The following is a 24,483-nucleotide window of genomic DNA, read 5'->3' as shown; positions in this document are numbered from 1 at the left end:
AATAGGAGTACTATTCCTACAAAAATCTTATTAATTTTTGCTTAAAAATCTGTTTAGTTATCAATTAAAATAAGATTGTGAACAGGCTCTTAATAAAAAAATAAAATAATTTCAAAATTGTAGTTGACAGGTCTGATTATATTGCATATAACTACACCTAATCTAAAGCGATAAATGAAAAAAAGTCGCAGCTGTTTTTAAAAGTAAATAATTAGATATAGATAGTGACAGTAAACATGTACATGTCACAAAAGTGATAATTAAACCTGTCAATTTTTTAAAGTAAAACTGACAGAATCAAACTTGAGAGTTTGATCCTGGCTCAGAACGAACGCTATCGGTATGCTTAACACATGCAAGTCGAACGGACTAATTGGGGCTTGCTCCAATTAGTTAGTGGCAGACGGGTGAGTAACACGTGGGAATCTACCCATCAGTACGGAATAACTTTTAGAAATAAAAGCTAATACCGTATATTCTCTACGGAAAAAAGATTTATCGCTGATGGATGAGCCCGCGTCAGATTAGGTAGTTGGTGAGGTAACGGCTCACCAAGCCGACGATCTGTAGCTGGTCTGAGAGGATGATCAGCCACACTGGGACTGAGACACGGCCCAGACTCCTACGGGAGGCAGCAGTGGGGAATATTGGACAATGGGCGAAAGCCTGATCCAGCAATACCGAGTGAGTGATGAAGGCCTTAGGGTTGTAAAGCTCTTTTAGCAAGGAAGATAATGACGTTACTTGCAGAAAAAGCCCCGGCTAACTCCGTGCCAGCAGCCGCGGTAAGACGGAGGGGGCTAGCGTTGTTCGGAATTACTGGGCGTAAAGAGTGCGTAGGCGGTTTAGTAAGTTGGAAGTGAAAGCCCGGGGCTTAACCTCGGAATTGCTTTCAAAACTACTAATCTAGAGTGTAGTAGGGGATGATGGAATTCCTAGTGTAGAGGTGAAATTCTTAGATATTAGGAGGAACACCGGTGGCGAAGGCGGTCATCTGGGCTACAACTGACGCTAATGCACGAAAGCGTGGGGAGCAAACAGGATTAGATACCCTGGTAGTCCACGCCGTAAACGATGAGTGCTAGATATCGGAAGATTCTCTTTCGGTTTCGCAGCTAACGCATTAAGCACTCCGCCTGGAGAGTACGGTCGCAAGATTAAAACTCAAAGGAATTGACGGGGGCTCGCACAAGCGGTGGAGCATGCGGTTTAATTCGATGTTACGCGAAAAACCTTACCAACCCTTGACATGGTGGTCGCGGATCGCAGAGATGCTTTCCTTCAGCTCGGCTGGACCGCACACAGGTGTTGCACGGCTGTCGTCAGCTCGTGTCGTGAGATGTTGGGTTAAGTCCCGCAACGAGCGCAACCCTCATTCTTATTTGCCAGCGGGTAATGCCGGGAACTATAAGAAAACTGCTGGTGATAAGCCAGAGGAAGGTGGGGACGACGTCAAGTCATCATGGCCCTTACGGGTTGGGCTACACGCGTGCTACAATGGTGTTTACAGAGGGAAGCAAGACGGCGACGTGGAGCAAATCCCTAAAAGACATCTCAGTTCGGATTGTTCTCTGCAACTCGAGAGCATGAAGTTGGAATCGCTAGTAATCGCGGATCAGCATGCCGCGGTGAATACGTTCTCGGGCCTTGTACACACTGCCCGTCACGCCATGGGAGTTGGTTTTACCTGAAGGTGGTGAGCTAACGCAAGAGGCAGCCAACCACGGTAAAATTAGCGACTGGGGTGAAGTCGTAACAAGGTAGCCGTAGGGGAACCTGCGGCTGGATTACCTCCTTAAAGACTAAATTAGTATATTGCTTATATTTATATAAGTAATTAATCAGTCCAAATATTTACTGTCACTATCTTTAACTAATTGTTTGCTTTTAAGACTATAATTTTCTTTTTTCAATTTCCTATATCTCTTCTCAAAAACAATACTATCTTTTTTAAAGAAAGAATTAAAGTAATGAGTAACAAAACTTATTTGCTTATATATTCATTAGACTTCTTGCATAACCTCCTTCTAAAGGTAATTTATACGTCAATCCGGTACTCGCATCCTCACGTTACTTGCGTGTACGCTGCAGTGGTAAGTGCTTCCGTGTTTCTTTCAAATTTCTATTCATAAGATAGGTTATGCAAGAAGTCTAATAATAGGAATCATCTACGAGAATAAAAGCTTTAAGTTGCTTTAAAGAGTGAAGTTTGTTAATCTTTACAAAAACATATTTGAGATTATATGATAACTACATATTTAAAGGAAAATAATTCTATAGTAAAAAATGAAGAATATATTATTAATGAATCCACATTATGGATTGATTTATTCAATATAACCGATGAAGAAAAAGTAATAGTAAAAAATACATTAAATATAGAAATACCGACTTTAAAGGACATATCGCAAATTGAGATTTCCGAGAGGTTATATGTTGAAAATGAGGCGTTATATCTAACTATTACGGAACTCGTTAATAAAGAGCAAGAATTTCCTGAAACACATTCTATAGTATTTATTTTGCATAAAGGTTGTCTTATAACAGTTCGTTACGTAGAATTAATACCCTTTAATGACTGTATAAATAAATTTGCTAAGCAGCTTAATAACAAACATAATGCAGAAAATATTTTATTTATGTTACTTCGTAATATGGTAACAAGATTATCGAATATTGTACAGTTGATTAGTATGGATATTGATGATTATGGATGTTTAATACTTGATAATAACATTAATGATTTGCGTATAGATCATACTAATGTATTAAAGAAAATAGGTCGAAAAGGTGATTTACTTTCTAAAAGCCGTGAGTGTTTATTTTCTTTAACTATGGCTATATCTCCACAAATAACTCAAAATAAAGCATCTAAGGATCTATTAGATACATTGCTTCGAGACGTAGACTCAATAATTAATTTTTCACAATTTATATCTAGCGAGATTGCAAGAATCCTAGACGCAGCACTTGGTATGATTGCAATTGAACAAAATAATATTATTAAAATTTTCTCGTTGGTTACTATATTTTTTCTCCCACCCACTTTAATAGCCAGTATTTACGGTATGAATTTTACCGTAATGCCTGAACTTAAATCGCCGTATGGTTATCCTATAGCCTTATTCTTAATGTTATTATCTACAATTATTACCTATAAATATTTTAAGAAATGAAAGTGGTTGTAAGTTTTTATTGAGAATAGTTCGATAGAATTTTACATAAAAATTAATCATCGTATTTTATAGTCAATTGATTTGGACTTGTCTATTACGTTGCTCGTCGCTCTCCTATTAGTTATAGGCTTCGTTCTTTGCTCCTTGTATGCAAATCCAATTCAATTGACTTATGACATTGTGACACTATCTTAATTATTATATTACCAAAAGTTAAAATTTCTTAAATTTCAATTTAATAATAATTAGGATTTAAATATGAGCGAATTAGATTTTGAAGTAGAAAAGAAGAGTTTTGTATTAAGTGTTATTGATGCTATTGAAGAGTATATAAAAGCAGAATTTTTATTTGACTATGAAAAGCAAAAAGAAAATTTCCAGTATATTTACAATAATTTAAAGTATCTTTAATTATCAATGCCTATTGAAAATGCTGAAATTATGAAAAAGTTTTTCAGATTAAAATCAGAATTTAGAAAATCTATTAAAGATAAAGATAAGAATGTAGATAAGGAATTTTTGAAGGTAATATATATAGAGTCTTCTAAATTTATAAAAGAAAAAATTGTAGAGATAGAGAACAAAATAGAGCGTGTTAAAAACGGTCAACCTGAAAATGAAGAAGAAAAAGAGGCTTATAACTGGAGTAAGAGTAACGAATTAAAGCAAAAAGAAATAGGAAATGCTTATAAGAAAAAACAAGATAAGGAAAGTATAGACAGTTATAAACAATTAGGTGCAAAGGTACAAGCGTTAAGAGCTAAATCATCAATAGAAAAGACGGAAGATCATTTTTTAGTTAAAGAGAAAATATTAAGTGCAGAAGAAATGAAAACTATTATTTCAAATCATGAATTGTTAAAAATACATTAGCTAGTTATATATAATGATATGGCTAGTGCAAATGCAGTAACAAAATTATTTGAAATTGCTCGTAATTATTATGAAGATGATAAGCAAAAAGGCATAAATGAACTTGGAGCAATAAACTATACAAAAGCAACTTAGTTTTAAAGATATTGATTACATAGTTGGTAATGAGTTAGAGAAGTTATGTGAGTTACAGGAAATAGTGCAATCCTTACTCTTAATAATGATCAAATACATAACAGTAACCCCGATTATGGATAAGGAATAGAGAGGAAGGAAGGTTGCAAGAGTTATTAAACCTTATATAAATAGGGCACTGAAGGAGTAAAATAAAGGTTTAATAACATGTGTAAATATACTACAATATTTTGTATAGTAGATAAATTTTGTAAAATTTATGAGAAATGGGTAAAACATCAATTGCTGAAAAGTAATAAGCAAAGATTTAGAGAAGGTAAGCTTTCCTTAAGTGAAGAACTCTCAATAATGATTTTTACCATTTTAGTGCATATAAACATTTAAAAGCTTATTACCAAAACTTTATTATTAATGGTAATTTGTTCAGGAATCCACCTTGTTATGAGAGATTTGTTCAGCTTATTCCTTCATTATTTCTGCCATTGATTGTGATGTTACATTACTTAAGTGGGAAAAGAACGGGAATTTATTATGCAGATTCCACACATTTTGCAGTATGTAAAAATATCAGAATTAATTCTAACAGAACTTTTAATAATCTTGCAAAAAGGGGACGTAGTTCTGTCGATTGGTTTTTTGGATTCAAGCTTCATATGATAATCAATGATAAGGGAGAAATTATTGCTGTTAAAATTACCAAAGGTAATGTTGATGACAGAATTGCATTTGAAGCAATGGTTATCAAAAAGGTCTAAAAGGTAAGTGTTATGATGATAAGGGGTTTATTTCAGAAAAAATGTTTACAAAACTTTATAAGCAAGGTTTAATAAAAATTACCGGAATAAGAAAGGATATGAAAAACTATTTATTACCTCTTTTGGATAAAATCCTTTTAAGGAAGAGATTCATTATCGAAACCATTTTTGGCTACATAAAAGAGAATTTTAATTGTACAAGTTACGACTTAATCTGACAGAGTTGAGTAATCAGGCAGCTTGATGGGCAATCATCAAATTGTCTGATATTCTCTCTATATTACCAATATTTTTATCTATATTACCAATATTACCAATATTTTTATCTTTAGCAATATAAAGTGAATCTGTAAAAGATTGCATTGGTGTTTTACCAAAGCAATGTTTACCGGAATGAGGTCTTGCATTATTGTAACTCACAAGCCAGTTATCTATATCTGTTTGCAATTCATCAAGTGAATTATAAAATTTTTTGCGGAATAGAATGTGATAGCACTCTTCCTGCATAGTTTTATGGAAACGCTCACAGATACCGTTGGTTTGAGGACTATATGCTTTAGTTTTGGAATGATCGATATTCTCAATGCCAAGATATAGTTGGTAAGCATGGTTTTCTGGTTTTCCACAATATTCCGTACCTCTATCAGTTAATATTCTAAGCAGAGGGATATCATGGTTTGCAAAGAATGGAATAACCTTATCATTTAAGTGGTCTGCAGCTGTAATAGCCGTCTTTTCGGTATAGAGTTTACAAATAGCTACTCCTCAATAGGTATCGACAAAAGTTTGCTGATAAATACGGCCTATGCCTTTAATATTACCAACATAGTAAGTATCTTGTGAACCAAGGTAGCCAGGGTGCATAGTTTCTATTTCACCACTAGCTTCACGTTGGTTTTTAACTTTTTCAAGAACAGCAAGTTGATTATCACTTAAAACAATACCATCATTTGCTACTTTAGTCTCTAGAGCTTTTAGACGTTTTTTGAAACTTTCTAAATCATGACGTAACCACACAGATCTAACTCCGCCACCAGAAATGATTATCCCACTCTTGCGTAATTCATTAGCAGCACGTTCCTGACCAAATGCTGGAAATTCAACAGCTATATTAACTACAGCATCCTCTATATTTGCGGGCACACGATTCTTAATGCAAGCTTTACGTCTAGTCATCTCATATAGAGCTTCCCCCCTCCCCACCTTGATCATGGAGCTCTTTGTAACGATAAAATGTATCCCTGCTATAACCCATTACTTTGCAAGCTTGTGATACATTCCCTAATTGTTCAGCGAGTTTTAATAAACCGATTCTTGGCTTTATGATTTTTTCTTGATATGTTGTCATCTGACAGTCTCCTTTTTAGTAGGTTGTTAAAACTTGCCAGGTACTATCTTATCTTTTTTCTTCGTACCCAACAATCCTTAACTGTCAGATCAATTCTTTACTTTTACATTTTAATATTACTCCTTCCAGACATCGATCACCTATTAATTTCTTTACTTCTCTATTCTCTGCTCTTATTGCTTACCAACTTAAACCTAATAAACCATGTATTTCTTATCCATAATCGGGGTTAACAGTAATAATTTTTTTGATTTAGCAATTAGGTAGGTTAGAAGAAACTCTCAAAAAGTTAGCTGATGATTTTACGGTAAATGATGAGCGGATAAAATTCTATAGAACACTAACAGAGGAAAATGATAAAAAATTCTTTTTAAAGGCATAGGCCGTATTTATCAGCAAACTTTTGTCGATACCTATTGAGGAGTAGCTATTTGTAAACTCTATACCGAAAAGACGGCTATTACAGCTGCAGACCACTTAAATGATAAGGTTATTCCATTCTTTGCAAACCATGATATCCCTCTGCTTAGAATATTAACTGATAGAGGTACGGAATATTGTGGAAAACCAGAAAACCATGCTTACCAACTATATCTTGGCATTGAGAATATCGATCATTCCAAAACTAAAGCATATAGTCCTCAAACCAACGGTATCTGTGAGCGTTTCCATAAAACTATGCAGGAAGAGTGCTATCACATTCTATTCCGCAAAAAATTTTATAATTCACTTGATGAATTGCAAACAGATATAGATAACTGGCTTGTGAGTTACAATAATGCAAGACCTCATTCCGGTAAACATTGCTTTGGTAAAACACCAATGCAATCTTTTACAGATTCACTTTATATTGCTAAAGATAAAAATATTGGTAATATTGGTAATATAGATAAAAATATTGGTAATATAGAGAGAATATCAGACAATTTGATGATTGCCCATCAAGCTGCCTGATTACTCAACTCTGTCAGATTAAGTCGTAACTTGTACATCAAACTCTATTTTTATTCGCAACTAGGGATAAGATTTTTTTTAATCTTATCCTTTTTTGCCGGTTACTTTATAGCCTTATTTTCAATGCTATTATCTATAATTATCAACTCTAAATGTTTATAAATACTATTACGTCTGAAGAAACTACTATAGATACAACACTTACTGTAGTAGAAGAAGTACCGGCATTAGGAGAGGGGATAGAGGGAGCATAAGCAATAAAATTAAATATTATTCCCGTGGAAGGCTTGCTTGCATGGATATCCAAGTCGTCATTGTGAGAGACTTGCAAGGAGCGTGGCAATCTATAAAAAATAATAAAAAATCTGTAAATCAGAATTTTTTACTAAATTACTTCGTCAAAACTTACAGTTTTTCCTCGCAATGACGGAAAAACCGAACCACGTGGGCAATGTTAAGCCATTCAATAAAATCTAAATATTGCTTAGAATTATTTTACTTAATTCATAATTCAAGTGTGAGAAGTTTATCTCTTCAAATCCTTTTCTTGGAATAATAATCATTGCGAATTTTATAGCCTTGAAGCTAGAATCACTAACAATAATTCTAATTAGATGTCGGATACGCCTTTTAATTTTATTGCGAACCACAGCTTTTTTATTTAGCTTCTTGCTAACTTTGATCCCTAAAAAGACGTTATATTTTGGTTCAAGGAAAATTTTAGGAAGTTTTTTTACTATTACCAAAATGAAATATCTTTCATGGAACTTCTTTCCAAACTTATTTATAAGTTCAAATTCTTTTTGATTTTTTAAAGAGGTAATAGACACTTTGATAAGTCAGATTATTTTAAGCAGATAATTTATGTCTACCTTTAGCACGGCGTCTTCTTAAGATTGTTCTTCCGGATGGAGTAGCCATTCTAGTTCTAAAACCATGTCTTCTTTTTCTAACTAAATTGCTAGGTTGAAATGTACGTTTCATAATATTTATACCGAACGAAAATAAAAATTAATTATTATAAACATGTCATCCCGAGACTTGATTGCGGGATCTCAGGACACAAGCTGTGATACAAGATCCCGTGAAGGGGCCACGGGATGACAATTAAACTAAATATGTGCTTTTGCTTGCTCTACGATACTTGCGAATCCATCACTGTTATTGACGGCAAGTTCTGCAAGTACTTTACGATCTATATCGATTTCTGCTTTTTTAAGAGCTCCCATAAACTGAGAGTAAACAAGCCCATGTTCTCTTACTGCTGCATTTATTCTTTGAATCCATAAGCCTCTAAAATCACGCTTACGATTTCTACGATCTCTATAAGCATATTGGAGGGCTTTTTCTACCTTTTCAATAGCTACTCTAAAACAGCTATTAGCTCTACCTCTATAGCTTTTGGCTAACTTGAGGATTTTTTTATGTCGATTTTTGGAAATTTTTCCTGATTTTGCACGTGTCATTGCTTTAGCTCCTAATTAATTAATTTATACCGTACGGTAAAAAATATTTTTTAATATTATATCCGTCTTGAGGACAAAGTATTGTAGTTCCTCTAAGGTTACGAATTTGAGTTTTAGTACGACGACGCATAAAATGTTTTTTACCTGCTTGAGATGCAATAACCTTGCCGCTAGCAGTAAGTTTAAAACGTTTTTTTACGGCAGATTTTGTTTTTAATTTAGGCATATTTATTCCTTATAATTGGTATTTACTAGATTTAAACTGTAAAGATTTAAACTGTAATTAGGCATACCAAAGCCACGTACAGACAGATAGAAACCTATATAATAGTTTTTTTATTAGTTATTGCAAGATTTTTTTATAAAAATGTACTATAATGTTTTTAATCAATCGATAATAATTTAAAAATGTTCGGACAAAATCCTAAAAGAAGCATATTAAATGGTGACGGTACTAAGTTAGAGGTGCAGTCTATTTTTAAGACTATACAAGGTGAGGGTATTTTTGTAGGTTGCCCTGCGATCTTTATTAGGCTTGGGGGGTGTAATCTTGCTTGTAATTTTTGTGATACGGAGTTTGAAGATTTTGATTTAGTAGATATAGATAAGATTTTAAATAAAGTAGAAATTTTGGCATTAAATTCTAAAAATGAAAAATCAATTAATTTAGTAGTAATAACAGGCGGTGAGCCGATGCGTCAACCTATAGAGTTATTATGTCATAAGTTACTAGATCTAGATTTTAAAGTCCAGATAGAGACTAACGGTACGTTATATCGCTCTTTGCCAAAAGGAGTGTCTATAATTTGTTCACCGAAAGCCGGTAAAACCGGTTATAGTAAAATAAGGGAAAATTTATTGCCTAAAATTAGTGCAGTGAAATTTATCGTTGCTAAAAATATTTTAGAATATAGTCTCATACCGGAAGTAGGGCAAACATCTTATAATATACCGGTTTTTATTCAACCTATGGATCAAAACGACCAAAGACTTAATGACGAAAATAATGAGTTAGCAGTAAAATTAGCACTAGAAAGCGGTGCTAGGTTGTCTCTACAAACTCATAAATTTTTAAATATCCCGTAGATCTAGGTCGCCGTATGATACATTTTCATCACCTAATAATATTACTATTCCAACGTTACCATTGTCAGAATTAGAAGGGTAAAGCTCTTTAAAAATTTTAATTATATTTTCACCGGCTCCATCACTTTCAGAACGATATAATTTCCCTAACTGCCTTTGTTGTTCTACAGAAGGGAAAGGTAAGATAATTTTGTCAGCATCTATGTTACCTTTTGATGTTGATGTTATTATAGATTCGATTGAGCTTTTGGTACAGAATTGTTGGAGTTGTGCTAATATAATTACCTGCTTTTCATTGTCTAAATTAGAAACCTCCGCATTTTCTTCTTGTTCTTTAACATTTGCTTGGTAGCACATACGTAATATACCAACTAAATCTAAGTGAATTTTACATTCCGGTTCTTTAATTTTTAACAAGAGTATTGATGCATAAGAATCATCATCTTCACTCTCGCTCCCAATATAGTCAGTGTCAGAAGAGTGCATCATAGATTCAAGGAGAAAACTCTTGTTATATTCCTGTTTTGGGGCAGTAGACTTAATTTCTTCTCCACAGTTTGAGGGATTTGCAATACGCTTAGGTTGTATCTGTTTCATAATTTCCTTACAAAATAATTTCGGTTAGAACTAAATTTCTTTTTTATCCAATAAATTAAAGAATTTTAACTAAGGGAGGGATATATTACTCCTATATTCTAGTCAAGAATTAATTTACTTGAATTTTTAATTGTACTTAAGTATGATAATGAAGATTTATTATAAGTTAATATGGAGTAATAATGAGTGAAATATTAGAACTTGAAGCGAAATCCCGCGTGGAATTCGGTACGGGAGCAGCAAGAGCATTAAGAAGAGAAGGGCGTGTTCCGGCTATTATTTACGGAGCGGGTAAAACACCTGTTAGTATTTCTTTAGAAGAAAAGGAAATAACTAAATATTATAGAAAGCCGGCTTTTATCTCTCAGTTAATTAATTTAACAATTGATAAGAAAAAATATAAAGTATTACCGAAAGCCGTGGAGTTACATCCTGTTACGGATATAGTACGCCATGTGGATTTTGTCTTTTTAGAAGAGAAGACCCAAAAAATGGAAGTACCTGTAGTATATGAAGGGAAAGAAAGAGCTTTAGGCGTTAAAAGAGGCGGATACTTTAATATAGTAAAAAGAAGAGTTACTTTATTATGTGATGTTAATAATATCCCAAGAAACGTAACTATAGACGTTACTAATATGCCTATTGCTACTTCGCTAAAATCTTTAAAAATAGAATTACCGAAAGGATGTAGTTTTGTTACAAAAAAAGAATTTGTTCTTGCAACTATTATAGGACGTAGAGGAGCAAAAACTGAAGCTGAAGGGGAACAACAAGCCGCTGAAGCAGGGAAGTAAGATAATTCTCACGATAAGAACTTGCTTAGATACTTAAATCGTTATTGCAAGGAGTCGTAGGCGTTGTTGTTTGGCTCGTTTTATGTCATTCCTAGCTAGAAGCGGGAATCCAGTAATCTTTCCGTGGCTTGACCACGGTATGACAGCAGAAGTACTAGATTCCTGCTTTCGCAGGAATGACATTATTCTCTACTTCTTCTATTATTTATTAGGTAAATTATTATGATTCTTGTTATTGGTCTTGGTAATCCAGGAAAAGAGTATCAATATACGAGGCATAATATCGGTTTTATTGCTATAGAGAAAATAGCAGAGCAATATAATTTATCATTTAGTACAAAGAAAAAATTTAATTGCGAGATTGCTGAAACTATTAGTGATGGACAAAAGATAATTTTTATCAAGCCTACTACTTACATGAATTTATCCGGTAAATCAGTGATATCAGTGAAAACATATTATAATATCCACCACGCAAAAATCTTTGTTATTCATGATGATATTGATTTAGAAACAGGTAGAATAAAATTTAAAACCGGTGGCGGTAACGGTGGGCATAATGGTTTAAAATCAATTGACGGTGTTATAGGTAATAATTATAACCGCATTAGAATTGGAGTCGGTAGACCGCAAAGTAATCAAGATGTAACAGATTACGTACTTAATAATTTCTCTAAACCGGAGTATGAAACAGCGTTGCAAGCTATAGATAGAATAGCTAATAATTTTGATTTAATATTTGAGAATAAGTTAGAAGAATTTAAGAATAAAATCGCTATATTAAGACTCTGATGTCATTCCCGCGAAAGCGGGAATCCAGAAAAAACTTTAATATTGAAAATTACATATTTGATAAAATAAGTATATAAAAAACATTTAGCCATGTAGTAATTCAAGCTTTCTGCGGGACGACATAGAATTTATGAAGCAAGATTTTGAAATTGTTTATGCTGATGAAATGGATAGAACTCATAGAACTATTATTGAGGCTTTGAACAAAGATGCTAGAGAAAAAAAGGGGTTAGTAGGAGATACTGAATCTTTTTCATTTTCCTGTTTAGATCAGGATAAAAATTTTGTTGCAGGAATTAGCGGTATAAGTTCTTGGGGAGGGTTTTATATTGATTCACTTTTTGTTAATGAAAATATAAGAAACCAAAATTACGGTACTTTACTAATGCAAAAGGCTGAGGATTTAGCACGTGAACGAGGCTGTAATTTTATTCATCTTGTTACTATGGACTTCCAAGCAAAACCTTTTTATGAGTAACTTGGTTACAAGCTTGAATTTACTAGAGACGGCTATGAAAAAGATTCAGTTATGTACTATTTAAGGAAAAATTTATGACACTAAAACTTGGAATTGTTGGGTTGCCGAATGTCGGTAAGTCGACGTTATTTAATGCCTTAACGGCAAGTCAGGCTGCGGATGCCGCTAATTATCCGTTTTGTACTATTGAGCCTAATAGCAGCAAAGTTTTAGTGCCGGATGAGCGTTTGCATAAACTAGCAAGCTTAGCCGGAAGCGGAAAAATTATTCCGTCTTATATTGAGTTTGTCGATATTGCAGGGCTTGTTAAAGGAGCAAGCAAAGGGGAGGGGCTAGGTAATAAGTTCTTATCTCACATCAGGGAAGTCGATGCAATACTTCATGTACTGCGTTGCTTTGAAGATGAAGATATAACGTACGTACATAACAAAGTCGACCCAATTCATGACCTTGAGGTTATTGAAACGGAGTTGATACTTGCTGATATAGAATCGGTTGAAAAGCGTTTAGCAACAAGTGAAAAACGCTTAAAGTCAGGCGATAAAACAATGGCGGAGCAGATAGAATTGTTAAAAGAGGTTTATAAGGTACTAGGTGAGGATAAACCTGCAAGAGTGTTAAATGAAACTTTAGGAGCTGATAATTTAAAACAATTGCAGTTAATTACTTCTAAGCCCGTTTTATATATATGTAATGTACTTGAAAAAGATGCTGCAGTTGGTAATGAATTTACAAAATTAGTAGCGGAAAGAGCAAAAAAAGAAAATGCTAAAAGCGTCGTAATTTCTTCAAAAATAGAAGCTGAGATTGCTTTACTTGAAAGCAAGGAAGAAAAAGAAGAGTTTTTAAAATTTATAGGTTTAGATGAAACAGGGCTTAGTAAAGTCATTAAGGAAGGATATAATCTATTAAATCTTAAAAGTTTTTTTACTATAGGTCCTAAAGAAGCTCATAGTTGGACTTTTAAAGACGGCACGCTTGCATCGGCCGCTGCTGGTATTATTCATACCGACTTTGAAAAAGGTTTTATTAGAGCGGAAGTTATCGGCTATGAAGATTATATAGATCTTAGTAGTGAAGCAAAAGCTAAGGAAGTAGGCAAAATGCGTTTAGAGGGTAAAGAATATAAAATGCAGGACGGGGATATAGTACATTTTAGATTTAACGTGTAAATACTCGTCGTCTTTAAAGAATTAGACTTTATTTTATCATGGATTCGCGTACTCATATACTTAAGTGTATACTCCATTCAAAATAAAGTCTAATTCTTTAAATACTTAAAGTATCAATATTATAGGTGATATTGTGAAAGAAGTTTTAAGCAAGGAAAATATTAAACTTCATCGAATGTTTTGTTTAATAGATGATGATCAGTGTATTTGGAGCGATAAGGAAATTGAAGATATAGTATAAGGCTTAGAAAATAATATTAATTGTACAAGTTACGACTTAATCTGACAGAGTTGAGTAATAAGGCAGCTTGATGGGCAATCATCAAATTGTCTGATATTCTCTCTATATTACCAATATTTTTATCTATATTACCAATATTACCAATATTTTTATCTTTAGCAATATAAAGTGAATCTGTAAAAGATTGCATTGGTGTTTTACCAAAGCAATGTTTACCGGAATGAGGTCTTGCATTATTGTAACTCACAAGCCAGTTATCTATATCTGTTTGCAATTCATCAAGTGAATTATAAAATTTTTTGCGGAATAGAATGTGATAGCACTCTTCCTGCATAGTTTTATGGAAACGCTCACAGATACCGTTGGTTTGAGGACTATATGCTTTAGTTTTGGAATGATCGATATTCTCAATGCCAAGATATAGTTGGTAAGCATGGTTTTCTGGTTTTCCACAATATTCCGTACCTCTATCAGTTAATATTCTAAGCAGAGGGATATCATGGTTTGCAAAGAATGGAATAACCTTATCATTTAAGTGGTCTGCAGCTGTAATAGCCGTCTTTTCGGTATAGAGTTTACAAATAGCTACTCCTCAATAGGTATCGACAAAAGTTTGCTGATAAATACGGCCTATGCCTTTAATATTACCAACATAGTAAGTATCTTGTGAACCAAGGTAGCCAGGGTGCATAGTTTCTATTTCACCACTAGCTTCACGTTGGTTTTTAACTTTTTCAAGAACAGCAAGTTGATTATCACTTAAAACAATACCATCATTTGCTACTTTAGTCTCTAGAGCTTTTAGACGTTTTTTGAAACTTTCTAAATCATGACGTAACCACACAGATCTAACTCCGCCACCAGAAATGATTATCCCACTCTTGCGTAATTCATTAGCAGCACGTTCCTGACCAAATGCTGGAAATTCAACAGCTATATTAACTACAGCATCCTCTATATTTGCGGGCACACGATTCTTAATGCAAGCTTTACGTCTAGTCATCTCATATAGAGCTTCCCCCCTCCCCACCTTGATCATGGAGCTCTTTGTAACGATAAAATGTATCCCTGCTATAACCCATTACTTTGCAAGCTTGTGATACATTCCCTAATTGTTCAGCGAGTTTTAATAAACCGATTCTTGGCTTTATGATTTTTTCTTGATATGTTGTCATCTGACAGTCTCCTTTTTAGTAGGTTGTTAAAACTTGCCAGGTACTATCTTATCTTTTTTCTTCGTACCCAACAATCCTTAACTGTCAGATCAATTCTTTACTTTTACATATTATGTTCGTTGTATTTCAGTTTTTGATCATTGGCTTTCTGATAAAGAATGTGATGAACTAATGATATGGTATCAAAGAAAATTTAATTCTAAGGAAAATAAAGAAAAATATTATCAATATGAACAGTTGTTTGTAAAATTTTATTTATATTTATTCAATAACACAAAAGTTTATGCACGTTTTGATAGATTGTTTATATCATTTGATTCACAAGAAGAGTATTTATCGCACGTTTTATTAAGCATAAGAGAGCGATTATTCTTAAAAATTATTTTACCTGAATATCATGCTATTATAGATGGTGTTCATGATTTGACTGATCTATTAAAAGTAAAAAAAGACTATCCTCAAGGGTTAGAAGCAATAAGTAAAATAGTAAGAGAAAATGGTTTGTATATTTTAAATTAAAAAACATATTAGTATTAAAAATTAGACCATATCTAAAGTTGCTCAAATATTAGTTGAAAATTTATTTAAACTAATTTATCCTCAATTTTTTAAATTAGGTGTTTTATGTTTACAAAGTTTTCACTCGTATTAGTTATATTGTTTCTTGGTATAGTTTCCTATGCTAATCCTAAACCTATAGGGCTTGAATTAAATAAAGCAACCTTAGAAGAGGTGAAAGAAAAATATAAAATATAGGCAAGGCAGCTAATTATTGGAATGGCACTAACTATTATATAGATACTAAAAGTATTGATTTTAAAAATGTTTCAGAAGCTTTAATAATATGTAACAATAATAATATAGTGCAAGCTGTAATTTTAGTAATGAGCAAAAATAATTTTAATGAATTATTTGGTATGTTATCAGAAAAATATACATTAAAAGAAAAAAATATACCTTTTGTCGGTGATAAAAAAGCGATTTTTGTTGATGATGATGCACTATTACTTTAGATTCTCCACATCTTAATTTTGATATGGAGTTAATGTATATAACTAATGAGTTTTACAATAAATATTTAGATAAACTACAGCAAAAAGAGCAGCTTGAGAAAGAAAAAAAGAAAAATCTATTGTAAATAATATTGAAAACTTTTCATAAGTGTTTATTTTTTCTTAAATTAATATAGCGTATTAGAGTATTATAAAACTTATGAAAATTATTGCGAAGATTCCGGCATGGATGCTTCTATGCTTATTTATTTTATCACCGACTACGGAAACAATTTTATACTTCAGGATTACCGAGTTTAACTAAATATTTCGGTATTGACGGCGGTATCACTCAAATTACGTTTACATTAGATTTTCTAGGGTTTGCTCTTGGTATATTATCGCTTGGCAGATTATCGGATATTTACGGCAGAAGACCTATAGCTTTATTAGGGCTTTTTATTTATGTTGTATCTTCAATTATTAGCATTTTTGCAGTTATATAGAAATGCTGATGATAGCTCGTTTTGTACAAGCTTTCGGTGTAAGTGTAGGTTCTGTTATTGGGCAGGCTATGGCTAGAGACTCCTATCAAGGTTCGGAATTATCATATGTCTATGCTAGCTTATCTCCGTGGCTGTTATTTATCCCTTTTCTAGGTTCATCTATAGGGGGCTATAGAATATTTAAGCTGGCATTATGTTTTTGTATTTTTTAGCCTTACCGGTACTATATTATTAGCTTTATATTATAAAGTTTTACCTGAAACAAATTCTTATATAGATTTTTCCCAAAGCAATAAATATTTTGAGGTTTTGTAGGTAATTATTAAAGATAAAATTCTTTGGTTATATGCTTTTATCATTGGTGCATTTAACTGCATATATTATGTTTTTTTCATAGAAGCTCCTTTTATTTTTATTGATAAAATGAAAGTTTCGCCATCTTTTTACGGTAAATTAGCGTTTTTGTTATCTTTTGCCGCTATCTTTGGAGGGTTTTAATAAAAAACGCCATGTACACGATAAAAAAGTTATGGGTTTAGGATTTATTTTTAGTTTGTGCGGTTGTATATTATTTGCGGTAAATGCTTTTATATTAGAAGTTGTTTCAGCGAGTCATAGTCTTGCAATCGCTATGATATTTGCACCGATGATGATTCATATGGTTGGGCATAATCTACTTATCCCTATGACGCTTCGTTATGCACTGGAGGATTATGCTAAAGTAACAGGTACAGCAGGATCTATATTCGGTGCAATATACTACGTAGTTATCGCTGCTGTAACTTATTTGGTTTCTAAAATACACGGCGAAACGATAAGCAATTTTGCTTCATTTTAAGTATTAGCTCTGCTATTTCGTGTTACTGTATTTGGATTTTATATAAGAAAAAGCCAAGTATTCCTAACTAAAGACAGGTGTCGTCATTGCGAGCAGATGTGGGTGTTGTTGCATGGATAGGTTTTTTCGTCATTGCGAGGAAAAATTGAAAATTTTGACGAAGCAATCTCGTGCCAAAGTCCTGAGGTTGCCACGCTCCTTTCAGTCGCTCGCAATGACGATTTGGTATCCATGCAACAAAGCCGTTTTTAGCTAGGAATGAGACATTAAGAATTTTTATTCCTTTTTTAATTAGGGAGGCAAAAGAATATTATGCTACAATCTCATTATAACCCGGTACATTATCTGTATGCTCTTCACCCTCAAGAGTAATAATATCCTCTTTTAAGGCTTCCATACTGCAGCTACTAAATACATCAAGGTTATTCGGCTCTTGCCATTTTGAACTAGCTTGTTCAAAACTGATAATACACTCTTTAATTTCTTCTAATGTATAATTTTCTACTTTCTGTAAAAAGTTATCTATATCGGTTTTTAACGTTGGATTCTGCTTACTAAATGCATTTAAAAATTTCTTAATGCTGTTTAATAATTCGTCTTTTTCATACTCTGGATCTTCTTCAAAACCTTCATCATCAGAGTCTAGAGCTTGAGCTATCGTTTTATTAATTGCCTCGTTATTGTTTTCTATATTCTCGTCTTCTTCAAAATTTTCATCTATCAACTCTACGGTTTGATTAGCTGCTTGTTCTTTATTTAAATTATCTATTAAAGTATCACATAATCTTTGTATTTGTTCGCTATTCTCTGCTACATATTTACGTCCTATTTCTTCTAATTTTGCTATATTCTCAGGACTTGCATTATCTAAGCTTTCAGTCTCTTTAGTAATAGGCAATCCTATTTCAAAAAATTCATCTTTTCCCGGCAGATCATTTTTAGCTTCTGCAGTGGAAGATGCTTCTTTGTTTGTCATAAGCCTGTTTATCAACTTTCCTTTCACAAGCCAACCTATTACTCCGTCAAAGCCGATTTTAGGTATGGAACTCGTAGGTTCGAGGTCATTACTGAAATTAATGGCACATACCATAGTATGATCTAATATCTCTTTCTGCTCTTCACGTGTGAGGGTTTTCTCTTTGCGTATATGATTTTGCTCTTTATGGAGATAACCTTTTTTAAGCAATTTTAAAACTTCATTTTCCGGTCTGTTAGTATCGAGACCTCCATCTGCATATGCGTATGTAGGACCTATAACAGGCTTAAAATAAGTAGGAGCAGCAGTTGTGGCAAGTAATACGTCTTTTAATTTTACATGAGGACCATAGCCGTGAAAGCTGTCAAAAATTTTTAATCCCGTACCATTAGTAGTCAAATCATTTACCGAAATAATAAGACGGGAAGTAGGGCTATCCATCCTATTATCACTTATATATTTTTCTAATAATTCTTTTAAAGGTTTCTGACTATGTTTATGAGTAAATATTTGTTTAACCGAACCTAAGAAAGTATTGGGGAATATACCACTTGCACTTGATTTAAATATCTCAAATGCTTCTTTAGCACTATATTTTGCTTCTTTTGAACCCGGTTCTTTTGGAATTGTTAATAAGGCAGCCGCAAGAGCACCGGCACTAGCTCCTGCCATAATAGGGAATAGCTCGGAAATAGATTTCCCTGTTCGTTCCTCGAGTTCTATAAGAAAAGGAAACATTGCAGCGATTTTAACCCCGCCGCCGGAAAGCGTAAGTGTTCTGTGGATTTTTATATTATCAATTTTTTCTGTCATCACAATACCGTAAATATTTAGTATTGTGCGGCAATATATAATAAAAGTTAATAATTGTCAATAAATATTTGTATAAACTTAACAAATTTATTCATTTAACCTATAAAATAAAATTGTAACTATTTAGTAAAGAAGACTTGATTAATGATTAATATTTAGTATATAGCTAATATTATAACTATAATGGTATGAGATATGCTTAAATCTAGTGATTATGACATCGACCCTAGTTATTAGCTAAAGAAGTAAATATAATGATGAGTAAGGTTGGAGAGAAACTTAATAATATTGCTAATGATGAAGGCAAAATTATTTATGCAAAGAAAAAGTTACTTAAATATCTTGAGACTAATAATTTTACTAAAGTCTTAGCATTTAAAAATTGTTATGAAGGCAATACCGGTGAAACTTTGAATGTTATAAATATTACAAATGATTTATTATATAGAGATGAGTTTAGTTCGCTTACTGATATTGAAGATACTCTAGAGATTTTAACTCCGCTCCTTGGAATATTTTTTCCTGAATAATTTAACACTAATTATACTATAAATAATGACACTAAAATACGAAAACTTTGATAGCTCTTCTGAGGAAGAGGCAAAAGAGAATTATACTTCGCCTCAACATCTTGATTTTTTACTAAGAAATATACTAAATATTAATTATATTGTCCTATAGATTTGTTAAATTCATTAGACCAAAATTTAACTGCTTTAGTTCTTAAAGCAGGAGAACGTAATTTAAAGCTTACAAAAACTAAATTGCTTGAAAAAAAGGATTTTTCTCAAGATTTAAAGGATTTAATTGAAATAATCTACTTGGAATTTACTGAAAGCTTAAAAAATATTGAAAGGTTTTTAGCTCAAAAACAAGCATCTCTCAAGAAAGAAATAAAAAAATATTACCTGAAATTCTACAAATTTTATGCGGTAAAATAAAAGAGTGGTATGACATTGATGCACCTGAATATACCAAAGATGTATTACAAGATATTACAGCAAAATTTAACCAAACTATTTCCCCTGTATCATTTAAAACTAAATTAAAGCTTTCATTAAAGAGAAAAAACCTAGAGAATGAGGGTAATTATGACTATGACAGCAATAAAATATTAAAAACTCATGATGAAGAACTAGATAAAACTATAGAAGAAGCATTAGAGTTAATATGAGTGGGAGAAAGCTTTGATGATTCTATATCCTATTAAAAACAGTACTAATATTATAGTCTTTTTGAGGTCCTAGAACTTGGTAGCTAAGAGTAAATGAATCAGGATTTAAAAATATATAGGTACATTATATTGATCTTTACCACATAGATGACTACCTGTAGCTCTTGAATTATCTATAAAATCTAAACGATAAAATAAGCTATTTTCAGGAGCAATAAAATATTTTGTAATATTACTATTCTTAAAAATATATCTATATTCTTTATTAGCGTGGTTTTGATAATCGTAGTCGTTATGGTGAATTTGCAATTCCTCTTTATAGATTAATTCATTTAAACTTTCAGATAGGAAATATGCTACCCCCTCGCCGTAACCATGATTATCTATAATTCTGTTAATCCGGTATTTTCCGGATAATCTTGAAAAAATTTCTTTTCCGGAATCATTTTTTGAGGGCATTTGGTATATACCTATGTCATTCCTGCGACGTTTTGGCTTTGTTGCATTGTTGTTTATGTCATTCCCGCGAAAGCGGGAATCCAGTAATTTAAAGGTTATACACAATAAGTTTTTAAAATTAAAAGCTCGATTTATCTCGCTTTACCCTGGATTCCCGCTTTCGCGGGAATGACATCGAATCGGTTTTTCGGGCCATGCAACAAAGCCAGCTTGACCACGGTATGACATTTAGTTCTGCAATATTTTCATCAGCAAATTAATCTCTTCACTTAGTTCTATATCGTTTTTCAGCAATTCTTCTACTTTCTTAATAGCATGCATAACCGTTGTGTGGTCTTTTTTACCGAATTTTTTACCGATATCTGCAAGGCTTTTCGGCGTTAATGCTTTACTAAGATACATAGCTATTTGACGCGGTCTTGCAACTTCTCGTAATCTTCGAGAAGAAGACATATCGGATAATTTAATATTATAACGACTAGCTACTTTTTTCTGAATATCTTCAACAGTAATTATTCTTTCATTAGAACGTAATAAATCTCTTAAAATATTTTGTGTATTTTCGAGTGTAATTTCTTTTAAAGTAAAATTAGAATGAGCTATCACTTTATTTAAAGCTCCTTCAAGTTCTCTAACGTTTGAAACGATTTTAGATGCTAAAAAATCAATTACGTCTTTCGGTATTTTAACGTTCATCTGCTCAATCTTAGATTCTAGAATACCGAGTCGTAGCTCATAAGTAGTACTATGAACGTCGGCAACTAAGCCCCATCCAAGACGAGATTTTATCCGATCTTCAATATTATCTAAATCTGAAGGCGACCTATCACAAGAAATAACAATTTGACGGTTATTATCAATCAATGTATTAAAAGTATGGAAAAATTCTTCCTGCGTACTATCTTTACCGCAAATAAATTGAATGTCATCAATCATTAATACATCAACCGAGCGGAATTTCTCTTTAAACGAGATTACTTCTTTATTACGCAGAGCTTTAACAAACTGATACATAAACTTCTCTGCCGACATGTATATAACTTTGCGGCTTGGATTATTCTGCTTGATATACCAACCGATTGCATGCATTAAATGAGTTTTACCAAGCCCTACGCCGCCATATAGAAAAAGCGGATTAGACTCAGAAACCGCACCTGATGATTCCGCAACTGCTCTTGCTGCTGCATAAGCTAGCTCATTTGGGGCTCCAACCACAAAATTATCGAAAGTAAAACGTACGTCAAGGGTTGAAAAGATATTTTCCGAATTAAGTTCACTGCTGCCGATATCGGCAAAAGTCTTAGTAGGTAATTCTATAACTGTTTGGGTTGTTCCAGGTAACTCTTTAGTAATTATTTCAATCGACTTAATGGTATTATTATAATGTTGAAATAGTTGCAATATGACCATAGAGTACTTGGATTTTATCCAATCTCTAACAAAGTTAGTAGGGGCACAAAGAATAACGGTATTTAATGAAGATTCTATAAAATTGACTTTACTAAACCAGCTATTATATAGAGTTTCACCGTAATGATTGTAAAGATCTTGAGCCACGTGACTCCAGACATTTACATAATTATCACCTTGATCCGTTAAAATTATTTGATTAGTACTCACTTAAAACTGCCACGGTAAGTTATTTTGTTTCCAACCTTTGTCTTGATTATTTCCTTCAAAGCCATCACTAATATTATAACAATTTTTATAACCTATATTAGTTATAAAATTTGCTGCGATAAATGACCTATATCCTGCACAGAAAAAATATTAACAAACTTCTTGCATAACTTGCTTCTAAGGGTAATTTGCATGTCAATCCTTTACTCGCATCCTCCGTACTAAAGTGTACGCTGCGGTGCTGTGTTCCGTGTTTCCTTCAAATTCCTCCTTATTAGCTATGTAAGAAGTTTGTTGCACCTATTTTATCTTTAATTATAGATAAAAAATTATCTTCAAAATCTTTATTCAATTGCCAACTTAGAAAGATCACCTTATTTTTATTATCTAAATGAGGTATTCCCACTTGTTGCCACTCTTCTCTAGTTCTAACTTCTACAAGAAAAGCATTATCATTTGAAATTAGTATATCATAAGCTTTTGTAGAACAGATATTTTGAACCGACATATTTACGCTTTCTTGCTGTTATTGATAATAAAAGTTAATAGAATTTTACCCATGTAGAATGGATTTATTAGAGTGCTTAATTATTAAAGCATTTTAAAATGATCTTGGTATCTGATAATTTTAATAATATTATTATAAAAAAATTTTGCAAGATGTTATAGATGAATAAATTAAATAAAAACTCTTTACAAAAGAAACTTTTTTACCGTAGTAAAAATCGCGGTTGCAGAGAAATGGATTATATACTCAGTAGCTTTGCCGAAAAGTACCTATCCTTAATGGATGAAAAAAAACTTGGAAGCTATTCTTTAATACTTGATCAAAATGATAATGATCTTTATAATTGGATTAATAATAAATCTTCTGCTCCTTCTTATCTAGATGCCGAAATAATTGATAAATTACGCAAAATAGCAAAAATATAAACTCCTGTAGAATGTTACAACAAAAATTTCCGGCGGCTGCCAAATCTTTCTTTGCAATCGATAATTTTACTAAGAATCTTAAGCAAAATTTTATCTTGAGTGCAAGTAATGAAGAGGAGGCGTTGCAATTATACAAGCAAGCTTTATTTTTTTCTTCTAATGAAAATATTTATTACTTTCCAAGCTATGATACTATCCCTTATGACCATACGTCACCAAATGCAAATATCTTATCTAGACGTGCAGAAACATTAACCAAGCTAACAACAAATAATAGTAACGGCAAATTACTCATCACTCATGCAGCGAACTTATTAAACAAATTACCTCCGAAAGATTTTTTTTCTAAATATTTTTTGAAATTATCCCCTAAAGTAAAATTTACTACGGATGAGCTTGCTATGTTTCTAGTAGAAAATAGCTTTACAAGAAATGCGAGTAGCATCGATGTCGGGGAATTTGCGGTTAGAGGCGAAATAATTGATATAATATTGCCAGGTCCTAAAGCTTATAGAATTAATTTTAGCTGGGATTATATTGAATCAATAAAAGAATTTGATATTGATACGCAAATTTCGACTAAATCTTGTACGGAACTCGTTATTAGTCCTGCAAATGAGATAGTTTTAAACTCTGAAACAATCGGTAATTTTAAGAATAATTACTTACGAAGTTTTGGAGTTAATCATACCGATAATCCTTTATATGAGGCGGTGATATCGGGAAGAAAATTCTCGGGATATGAACAATTACTTCCGTTATTTTATAATTCCTGCTCTAACTTAATAGATTATTTAAACGATCCTATTTTCATATTCGATAATTTGTCAAAACAAGCCATTTTAGAATTTGAACATAGTTATAACGATTTTTATTCGGCAAGGTCAGAGGCAAATAAACTTAAATTTAATAGTTTCTATCCCACCCTTTCACCGACTAGCTTATATTTTACCGCTTCTGAAATAACGGAATTACTGGAACAAAAAAATAATAGACATCTTTCCAAACCAGCTTATAGAGAGGAATTTAAAGGAGACACGGAACACAGCACCGCAGCGTACAAAAGCGTACGTGAGGATGTGAGTACCGATTCGACGTCTAAATTACCTCTAGAAGCGAAGTTTAGAAAG

22 protein-coding genes, 1 rRNA gene and 10 pseudogenes are annotated in these 24,483 nt (G+C 32.6%); 20 read left to right on the top strand and 13 right to left on the bottom strand.

The window, feature by feature from the left end; translation table 11 throughout:
- The first annotated feature begins 299 nt into the window (after positions 1 to 299).
- Both RMONA_RS06605 and RMONA_RS06600 read left to right on the top strand, forming a co-directional pair.
- A 16S ribosomal RNA gene (locus RMONA_RS06605) occupies positions 300 to 1,798 on the top strand.
- 445 nt (positions 1,799 to 2,243) lie between these two features.
- Positions 2,244 to 3,176 (top strand): magnesium transporter CorA family protein, encoded by a 933-nt coding sequence (locus tag RMONA_RS06600; RefSeq protein WP_023508013.1) that lies wholly within the window; start codon positions 2,244 to 2,246, stop codon positions 3,174 to 3,176.
- 65 nt (positions 3,177 to 3,241) lie between these two features.
- On the opposite strand, the pseudogene RMONA_RS08885 reads toward RMONA_RS06600, so the two are convergent.
- Positions 3,242 to 3,337: pseudogene (locus tag RMONA_RS08885) on the bottom strand (palindromic element RPE2 domain-containing protein); the annotation flags it as partial.
- A 97-nt stretch (positions 3,338 to 3,434) separates the two neighbouring features.
- On the opposite strand from RMONA_RS08885, the gene RMONA_RS10615 reads away from it, so the two are divergent.
- The 4 genes and pseudogenes from RMONA_RS10615 (at position 3,435) to RMONA_RS08880 (ending at position 5,157) form a co-directional block, all read left to right on the top strand.
- Positions 3,435 to 3,587 carry a hypothetical protein gene (locus RMONA_RS10615; RefSeq protein WP_023508014.1) on the top strand — a complete coding sequence of 51 codons (153 nt, stop codon included), beginning with the start codon at positions 3,435 to 3,437 and terminating at the stop codon, positions 3,585 to 3,587.
- A 417-nt stretch (positions 3,588 to 4,004) separates the two neighbouring features.
- A pseudogene (locus RMONA_RS11575) lies at positions 4,005 to 4,184 on the top strand (hypothetical protein).
- Between the two features lie 491 nt (positions 4,185 to 4,675).
- Positions 4,676 to 4,939: a transposase gene (locus tag RMONA_RS06585; protein WP_046058374.1), complete on the top strand. Its 264-nt coding sequence runs from the start codon at positions 4,676 to 4,678 to the stop codon at positions 4,937 to 4,939.
- 41 nt (positions 4,940 to 4,980) lie between these two features.
- On the top strand, positions 4,981 to 5,157 hold the full coding sequence (locus RMONA_RS08880; protein WP_242402797.1) for a transposase: 177 nt from the start codon (positions 4,981 to 4,983) through the stop codon (positions 5,155 to 5,157).
- Positions 5,158 to 5,170: 13 nt separating this feature from the next.
- Here RMONA_RS08880 and RMONA_RS08875 read toward each other — a convergent pair.
- A pseudogene (locus RMONA_RS08875) lies at positions 5,171 to 6,287 on the bottom strand (IS481 family transposase).
- 372 nt (positions 6,288 to 6,659) lie between these two features.
- Here RMONA_RS08875 and RMONA_RS08870 point away from each other — a divergent pair.
- Positions 6,660 to 7,241, top strand: a pseudogene (locus RMONA_RS08870) (integrase core domain-containing protein); the annotation flags it as partial.
- A 473-nt stretch (positions 7,242 to 7,714) separates the two neighbouring features.
- On the opposite strand, the gene rnpA reads toward RMONA_RS08870, so the two are convergent.
- The 4 genes from rnpA to rpmI form a co-directional block, all read right to left on the bottom strand.
- On the bottom strand, positions 7,715 to 8,071 hold the full coding sequence (rnpA, locus tag RMONA_RS06560) for a ribonuclease P protein component (protein ID WP_023508018.1): 357 nt from the start codon (positions 8,069 to 8,071) through the stop codon (positions 7,715 to 7,717).
- Between the two features lie 19 nt (positions 8,072 to 8,090).
- A complete protein-coding gene (rpmH, locus tag RMONA_RS06555; RefSeq protein ID WP_010421915.1) occupies positions 8,091 to 8,225 on the bottom strand; it encodes a 50S ribosomal protein L34 in 135 nt (44 codons plus the stop codon).
- Positions 8,226 to 8,353: 128 nt separating this feature from the next.
- Positions 8,354 to 8,707 carry a 50S ribosomal protein L20 gene (gene rplT, locus RMONA_RS06550; RefSeq protein ID WP_023508019.1) on the bottom strand — a complete coding sequence of 118 codons (354 nt, stop codon included), beginning with the start codon at positions 8,705 to 8,707 and terminating at the stop codon, positions 8,354 to 8,356.
- A 19-nt stretch (positions 8,708 to 8,726) separates the two neighbouring features.
- Entirely contained in the window at positions 8,727 to 8,933 is a 207-nt protein-coding gene (rpmI, locus tag RMONA_RS06545; RefSeq protein ID WP_008580803.1) for a 50S ribosomal protein L35, read from the bottom strand.
- A gap of 182 nt (positions 8,934 to 9,115) precedes the next feature.
- On the opposite strand from rpmI, the gene RMONA_RS06540 reads away from it, so the two are divergent.
- A complete protein-coding gene (locus tag RMONA_RS06540; protein ID WP_023508020.1) occupies positions 9,116 to 9,793 on the top strand; it encodes a 7-carboxy-7-deazaguanine synthase QueE in 678 nt (225 codons plus the stop codon).
- Here the strand turns inward: RMONA_RS06540 and RMONA_RS10605 are convergent.
- Complete coding sequence (locus RMONA_RS10605; RefSeq protein WP_023508021.1) at positions 9,779 to 10,390, bottom strand: hypothetical protein; 612 nt, start codon at positions 10,388 to 10,390, stop codon at positions 9,779 to 9,781. The two genes, RMONA_RS06540 and RMONA_RS10605, sit on opposite strands and share 15 nt — an antisense overlap.
- 182 nt (positions 10,391 to 10,572) lie before the next feature.
- On the opposite strand from RMONA_RS10605, the gene RMONA_RS06525 reads away from it, so the two are divergent.
- The 4 genes and pseudogenes from RMONA_RS06525 (at position 10,573) to ychF (ending at position 13,626) form a co-directional block, all read left to right on the top strand.
- Entirely contained in the window at positions 10,573 to 11,184 is a 612-nt protein-coding gene (locus RMONA_RS06525) for a 50S ribosomal protein L25/general stress protein Ctc (RefSeq protein ID WP_023508022.1), read from the top strand.
- A gap of 222 nt (positions 11,185 to 11,406) precedes the next feature.
- On the top strand, positions 11,407 to 11,976 hold the full coding sequence (pth, locus tag RMONA_RS06520; protein WP_023508023.1) for an aminoacyl-tRNA hydrolase: 570 nt from the start codon (positions 11,407 to 11,409) through the stop codon (positions 11,974 to 11,976).
- A 130-nt stretch (positions 11,977 to 12,106) separates the two neighbouring features.
- Positions 12,107 to 12,532: pseudogene (locus tag RMONA_RS08865) on the top strand (GNAT family N-acetyltransferase).
- Positions 12,529 to 13,626, top strand: coding sequence for a redox-regulated ATPase YchF (gene ychF / locus RMONA_RS06510; protein WP_023508025.1), 1,098 nt, complete (start codon positions 12,529 to 12,531; stop codon positions 13,624 to 13,626). The pseudogene RMONA_RS08865 and the gene ychF overlap by 4 nt, the downstream one beginning before the upstream one ends.
- 257 nt (positions 13,627 to 13,883) lie before the next feature.
- Here the strand turns inward: ychF and RMONA_RS08860 are convergent.
- Positions 13,884 to 15,042 (bottom strand): annotated as a pseudogene (locus RMONA_RS08860) (IS481 family transposase).
- A gap of 171 nt (positions 15,043 to 15,213) precedes the next feature.
- Between RMONA_RS08860 and RMONA_RS06490 the strand changes: the two are divergent.
- From RMONA_RS06490 to RMONA_RS06480, 4 genes and pseudogenes are all read left to right on the top strand, one after another.
- On the top strand, positions 15,214 to 15,561 hold the full coding sequence (locus RMONA_RS06490; protein WP_023508028.1) for a hypothetical protein: 348 nt from the start codon (positions 15,214 to 15,216) through the stop codon (positions 15,559 to 15,561).
- A 105-nt stretch (positions 15,562 to 15,666) separates the two neighbouring features.
- Positions 15,667 to 15,798, top strand: a complete 132-nt coding sequence (locus RMONA_RS11025; RefSeq protein WP_023508029.1) for a hypothetical protein — start codon at positions 15,667 to 15,669, stop codon at positions 15,796 to 15,798.
- A gap of 107 nt (positions 15,799 to 15,905) precedes the next feature.
- Complete coding sequence (locus tag RMONA_RS10600) at positions 15,906 to 16,055, top strand: hypothetical protein (RefSeq protein ID WP_023508030.1); 150 nt, start codon at positions 15,906 to 15,908, stop codon at positions 16,053 to 16,055.
- A gap of 199 nt (positions 16,056 to 16,254) precedes the next feature.
- Positions 16,255 to 17,449: pseudogene (locus tag RMONA_RS06480) on the top strand (Bcr/CflA family efflux MFS transporter).
- A 239-nt stretch (positions 17,450 to 17,688) separates the two neighbouring features.
- On the opposite strand, the gene RMONA_RS06475 reads toward RMONA_RS06480, so the two are convergent.
- The gene (locus RMONA_RS06475; protein ID WP_023508033.1) at positions 17,689 to 19,167 is read right to left on the bottom strand and encodes a patatin-like phospholipase family protein; all 1,479 of its coding nucleotides are present in this window, start codon (positions 19,165 to 19,167) and stop codon (positions 17,689 to 17,691) included.
- 254 nt (positions 19,168 to 19,421) lie between these two features.
- Here RMONA_RS06475 and RMONA_RS06470 point away from each other — a divergent pair, with 254 nt between their 5' ends.
- Positions 19,422 to 19,697 carry a hypothetical protein gene (locus RMONA_RS06470; RefSeq protein WP_023508034.1) on the top strand — a complete coding sequence of 92 codons (276 nt, stop codon included), beginning with the start codon at positions 19,422 to 19,424 and terminating at the stop codon, positions 19,695 to 19,697.
- 153 nt (positions 19,698 to 19,850) lie between these two features.
- On the top strand, positions 19,851 to 20,108 hold the full coding sequence (locus tag RMONA_RS06465; protein ID WP_023508036.1) for a hypothetical protein: 258 nt from the start codon (positions 19,851 to 19,853) through the stop codon (positions 20,106 to 20,108).
- Positions 20,109 to 20,363: 255 nt separating this feature from the next.
- On the opposite strand, the pseudogene RMONA_RS06460 reads toward RMONA_RS06465, so the two are convergent.
- The 4 genes and pseudogenes from RMONA_RS06460 to RMONA_RS06450 all read right to left on the bottom strand — a co-directional run bounded on the left by RMONA_RS06460 (position 20,364) and on the right by RMONA_RS06450 (position 22,928).
- Positions 20,364 to 20,800, bottom strand: a pseudogene (locus RMONA_RS06460) (DUF6314 family protein).
- A 228-nt stretch (positions 20,801 to 21,028) separates the two neighbouring features.
- Positions 21,029 to 22,420: a chromosomal replication initiator protein DnaA gene (gene dnaA / locus RMONA_RS06455; protein ID WP_023508038.1), complete on the bottom strand. Its 1,392-nt coding sequence runs from the start codon at positions 22,418 to 22,420 to the stop codon at positions 21,029 to 21,031.
- A gap of 166 nt (positions 22,421 to 22,586) precedes the next feature.
- Positions 22,587 to 22,699 (bottom strand): annotated as a pseudogene (locus RMONA_RS11310) (palindromic element RPE1 domain-containing protein); the annotation flags it as partial.
- Positions 22,695 to 22,928: a rhodanese-like domain-containing protein gene (locus tag RMONA_RS06450; RefSeq protein WP_023508039.1), complete on the bottom strand. Its 234-nt coding sequence runs from the start codon at positions 22,926 to 22,928 to the stop codon at positions 22,695 to 22,697. The gene RMONA_RS06450 and the pseudogene RMONA_RS11310, both read right to left, overlap by 5 nt.
- A gap of 161 nt (positions 22,929 to 23,089) precedes the next feature.
- Here RMONA_RS06450 and RMONA_RS06445 point away from each other — a divergent pair, with 161 nt between their 5' ends.
- Together RMONA_RS06445 and RMONA_RS11570 are read left to right on the top strand one after the other, a co-directional pair.
- Positions 23,090 to 23,353, top strand: a complete 264-nt coding sequence (locus RMONA_RS06445) for a succinate dehydrogenase assembly factor 2 (protein WP_023508040.1) — start codon at positions 23,090 to 23,092, stop codon at positions 23,351 to 23,353.
- Between the two features lie 11 nt (positions 23,354 to 23,364).
- Positions 23,365 to 24,345 (top strand): annotated as a pseudogene (locus RMONA_RS11570) (transcription-repair coupling factor); the annotation flags it as partial.
- Between the last annotated feature and the right edge of the window lie 138 nt (positions 24,346 to 24,483).

It is taken from the genome of Rickettsia monacensis (genome assembly GCF_000499665.2).
In the GTDB taxonomy this organism is placed as follows: domain Bacteria; phylum Pseudomonadota; class Alphaproteobacteria; order Rickettsiales; family Rickettsiaceae; genus Rickettsia; species Rickettsia tamurae.
Note: the sequence above shows the minus strand (reverse complement) of the source record. Positions and strands in the feature narration are given on the sequence as shown.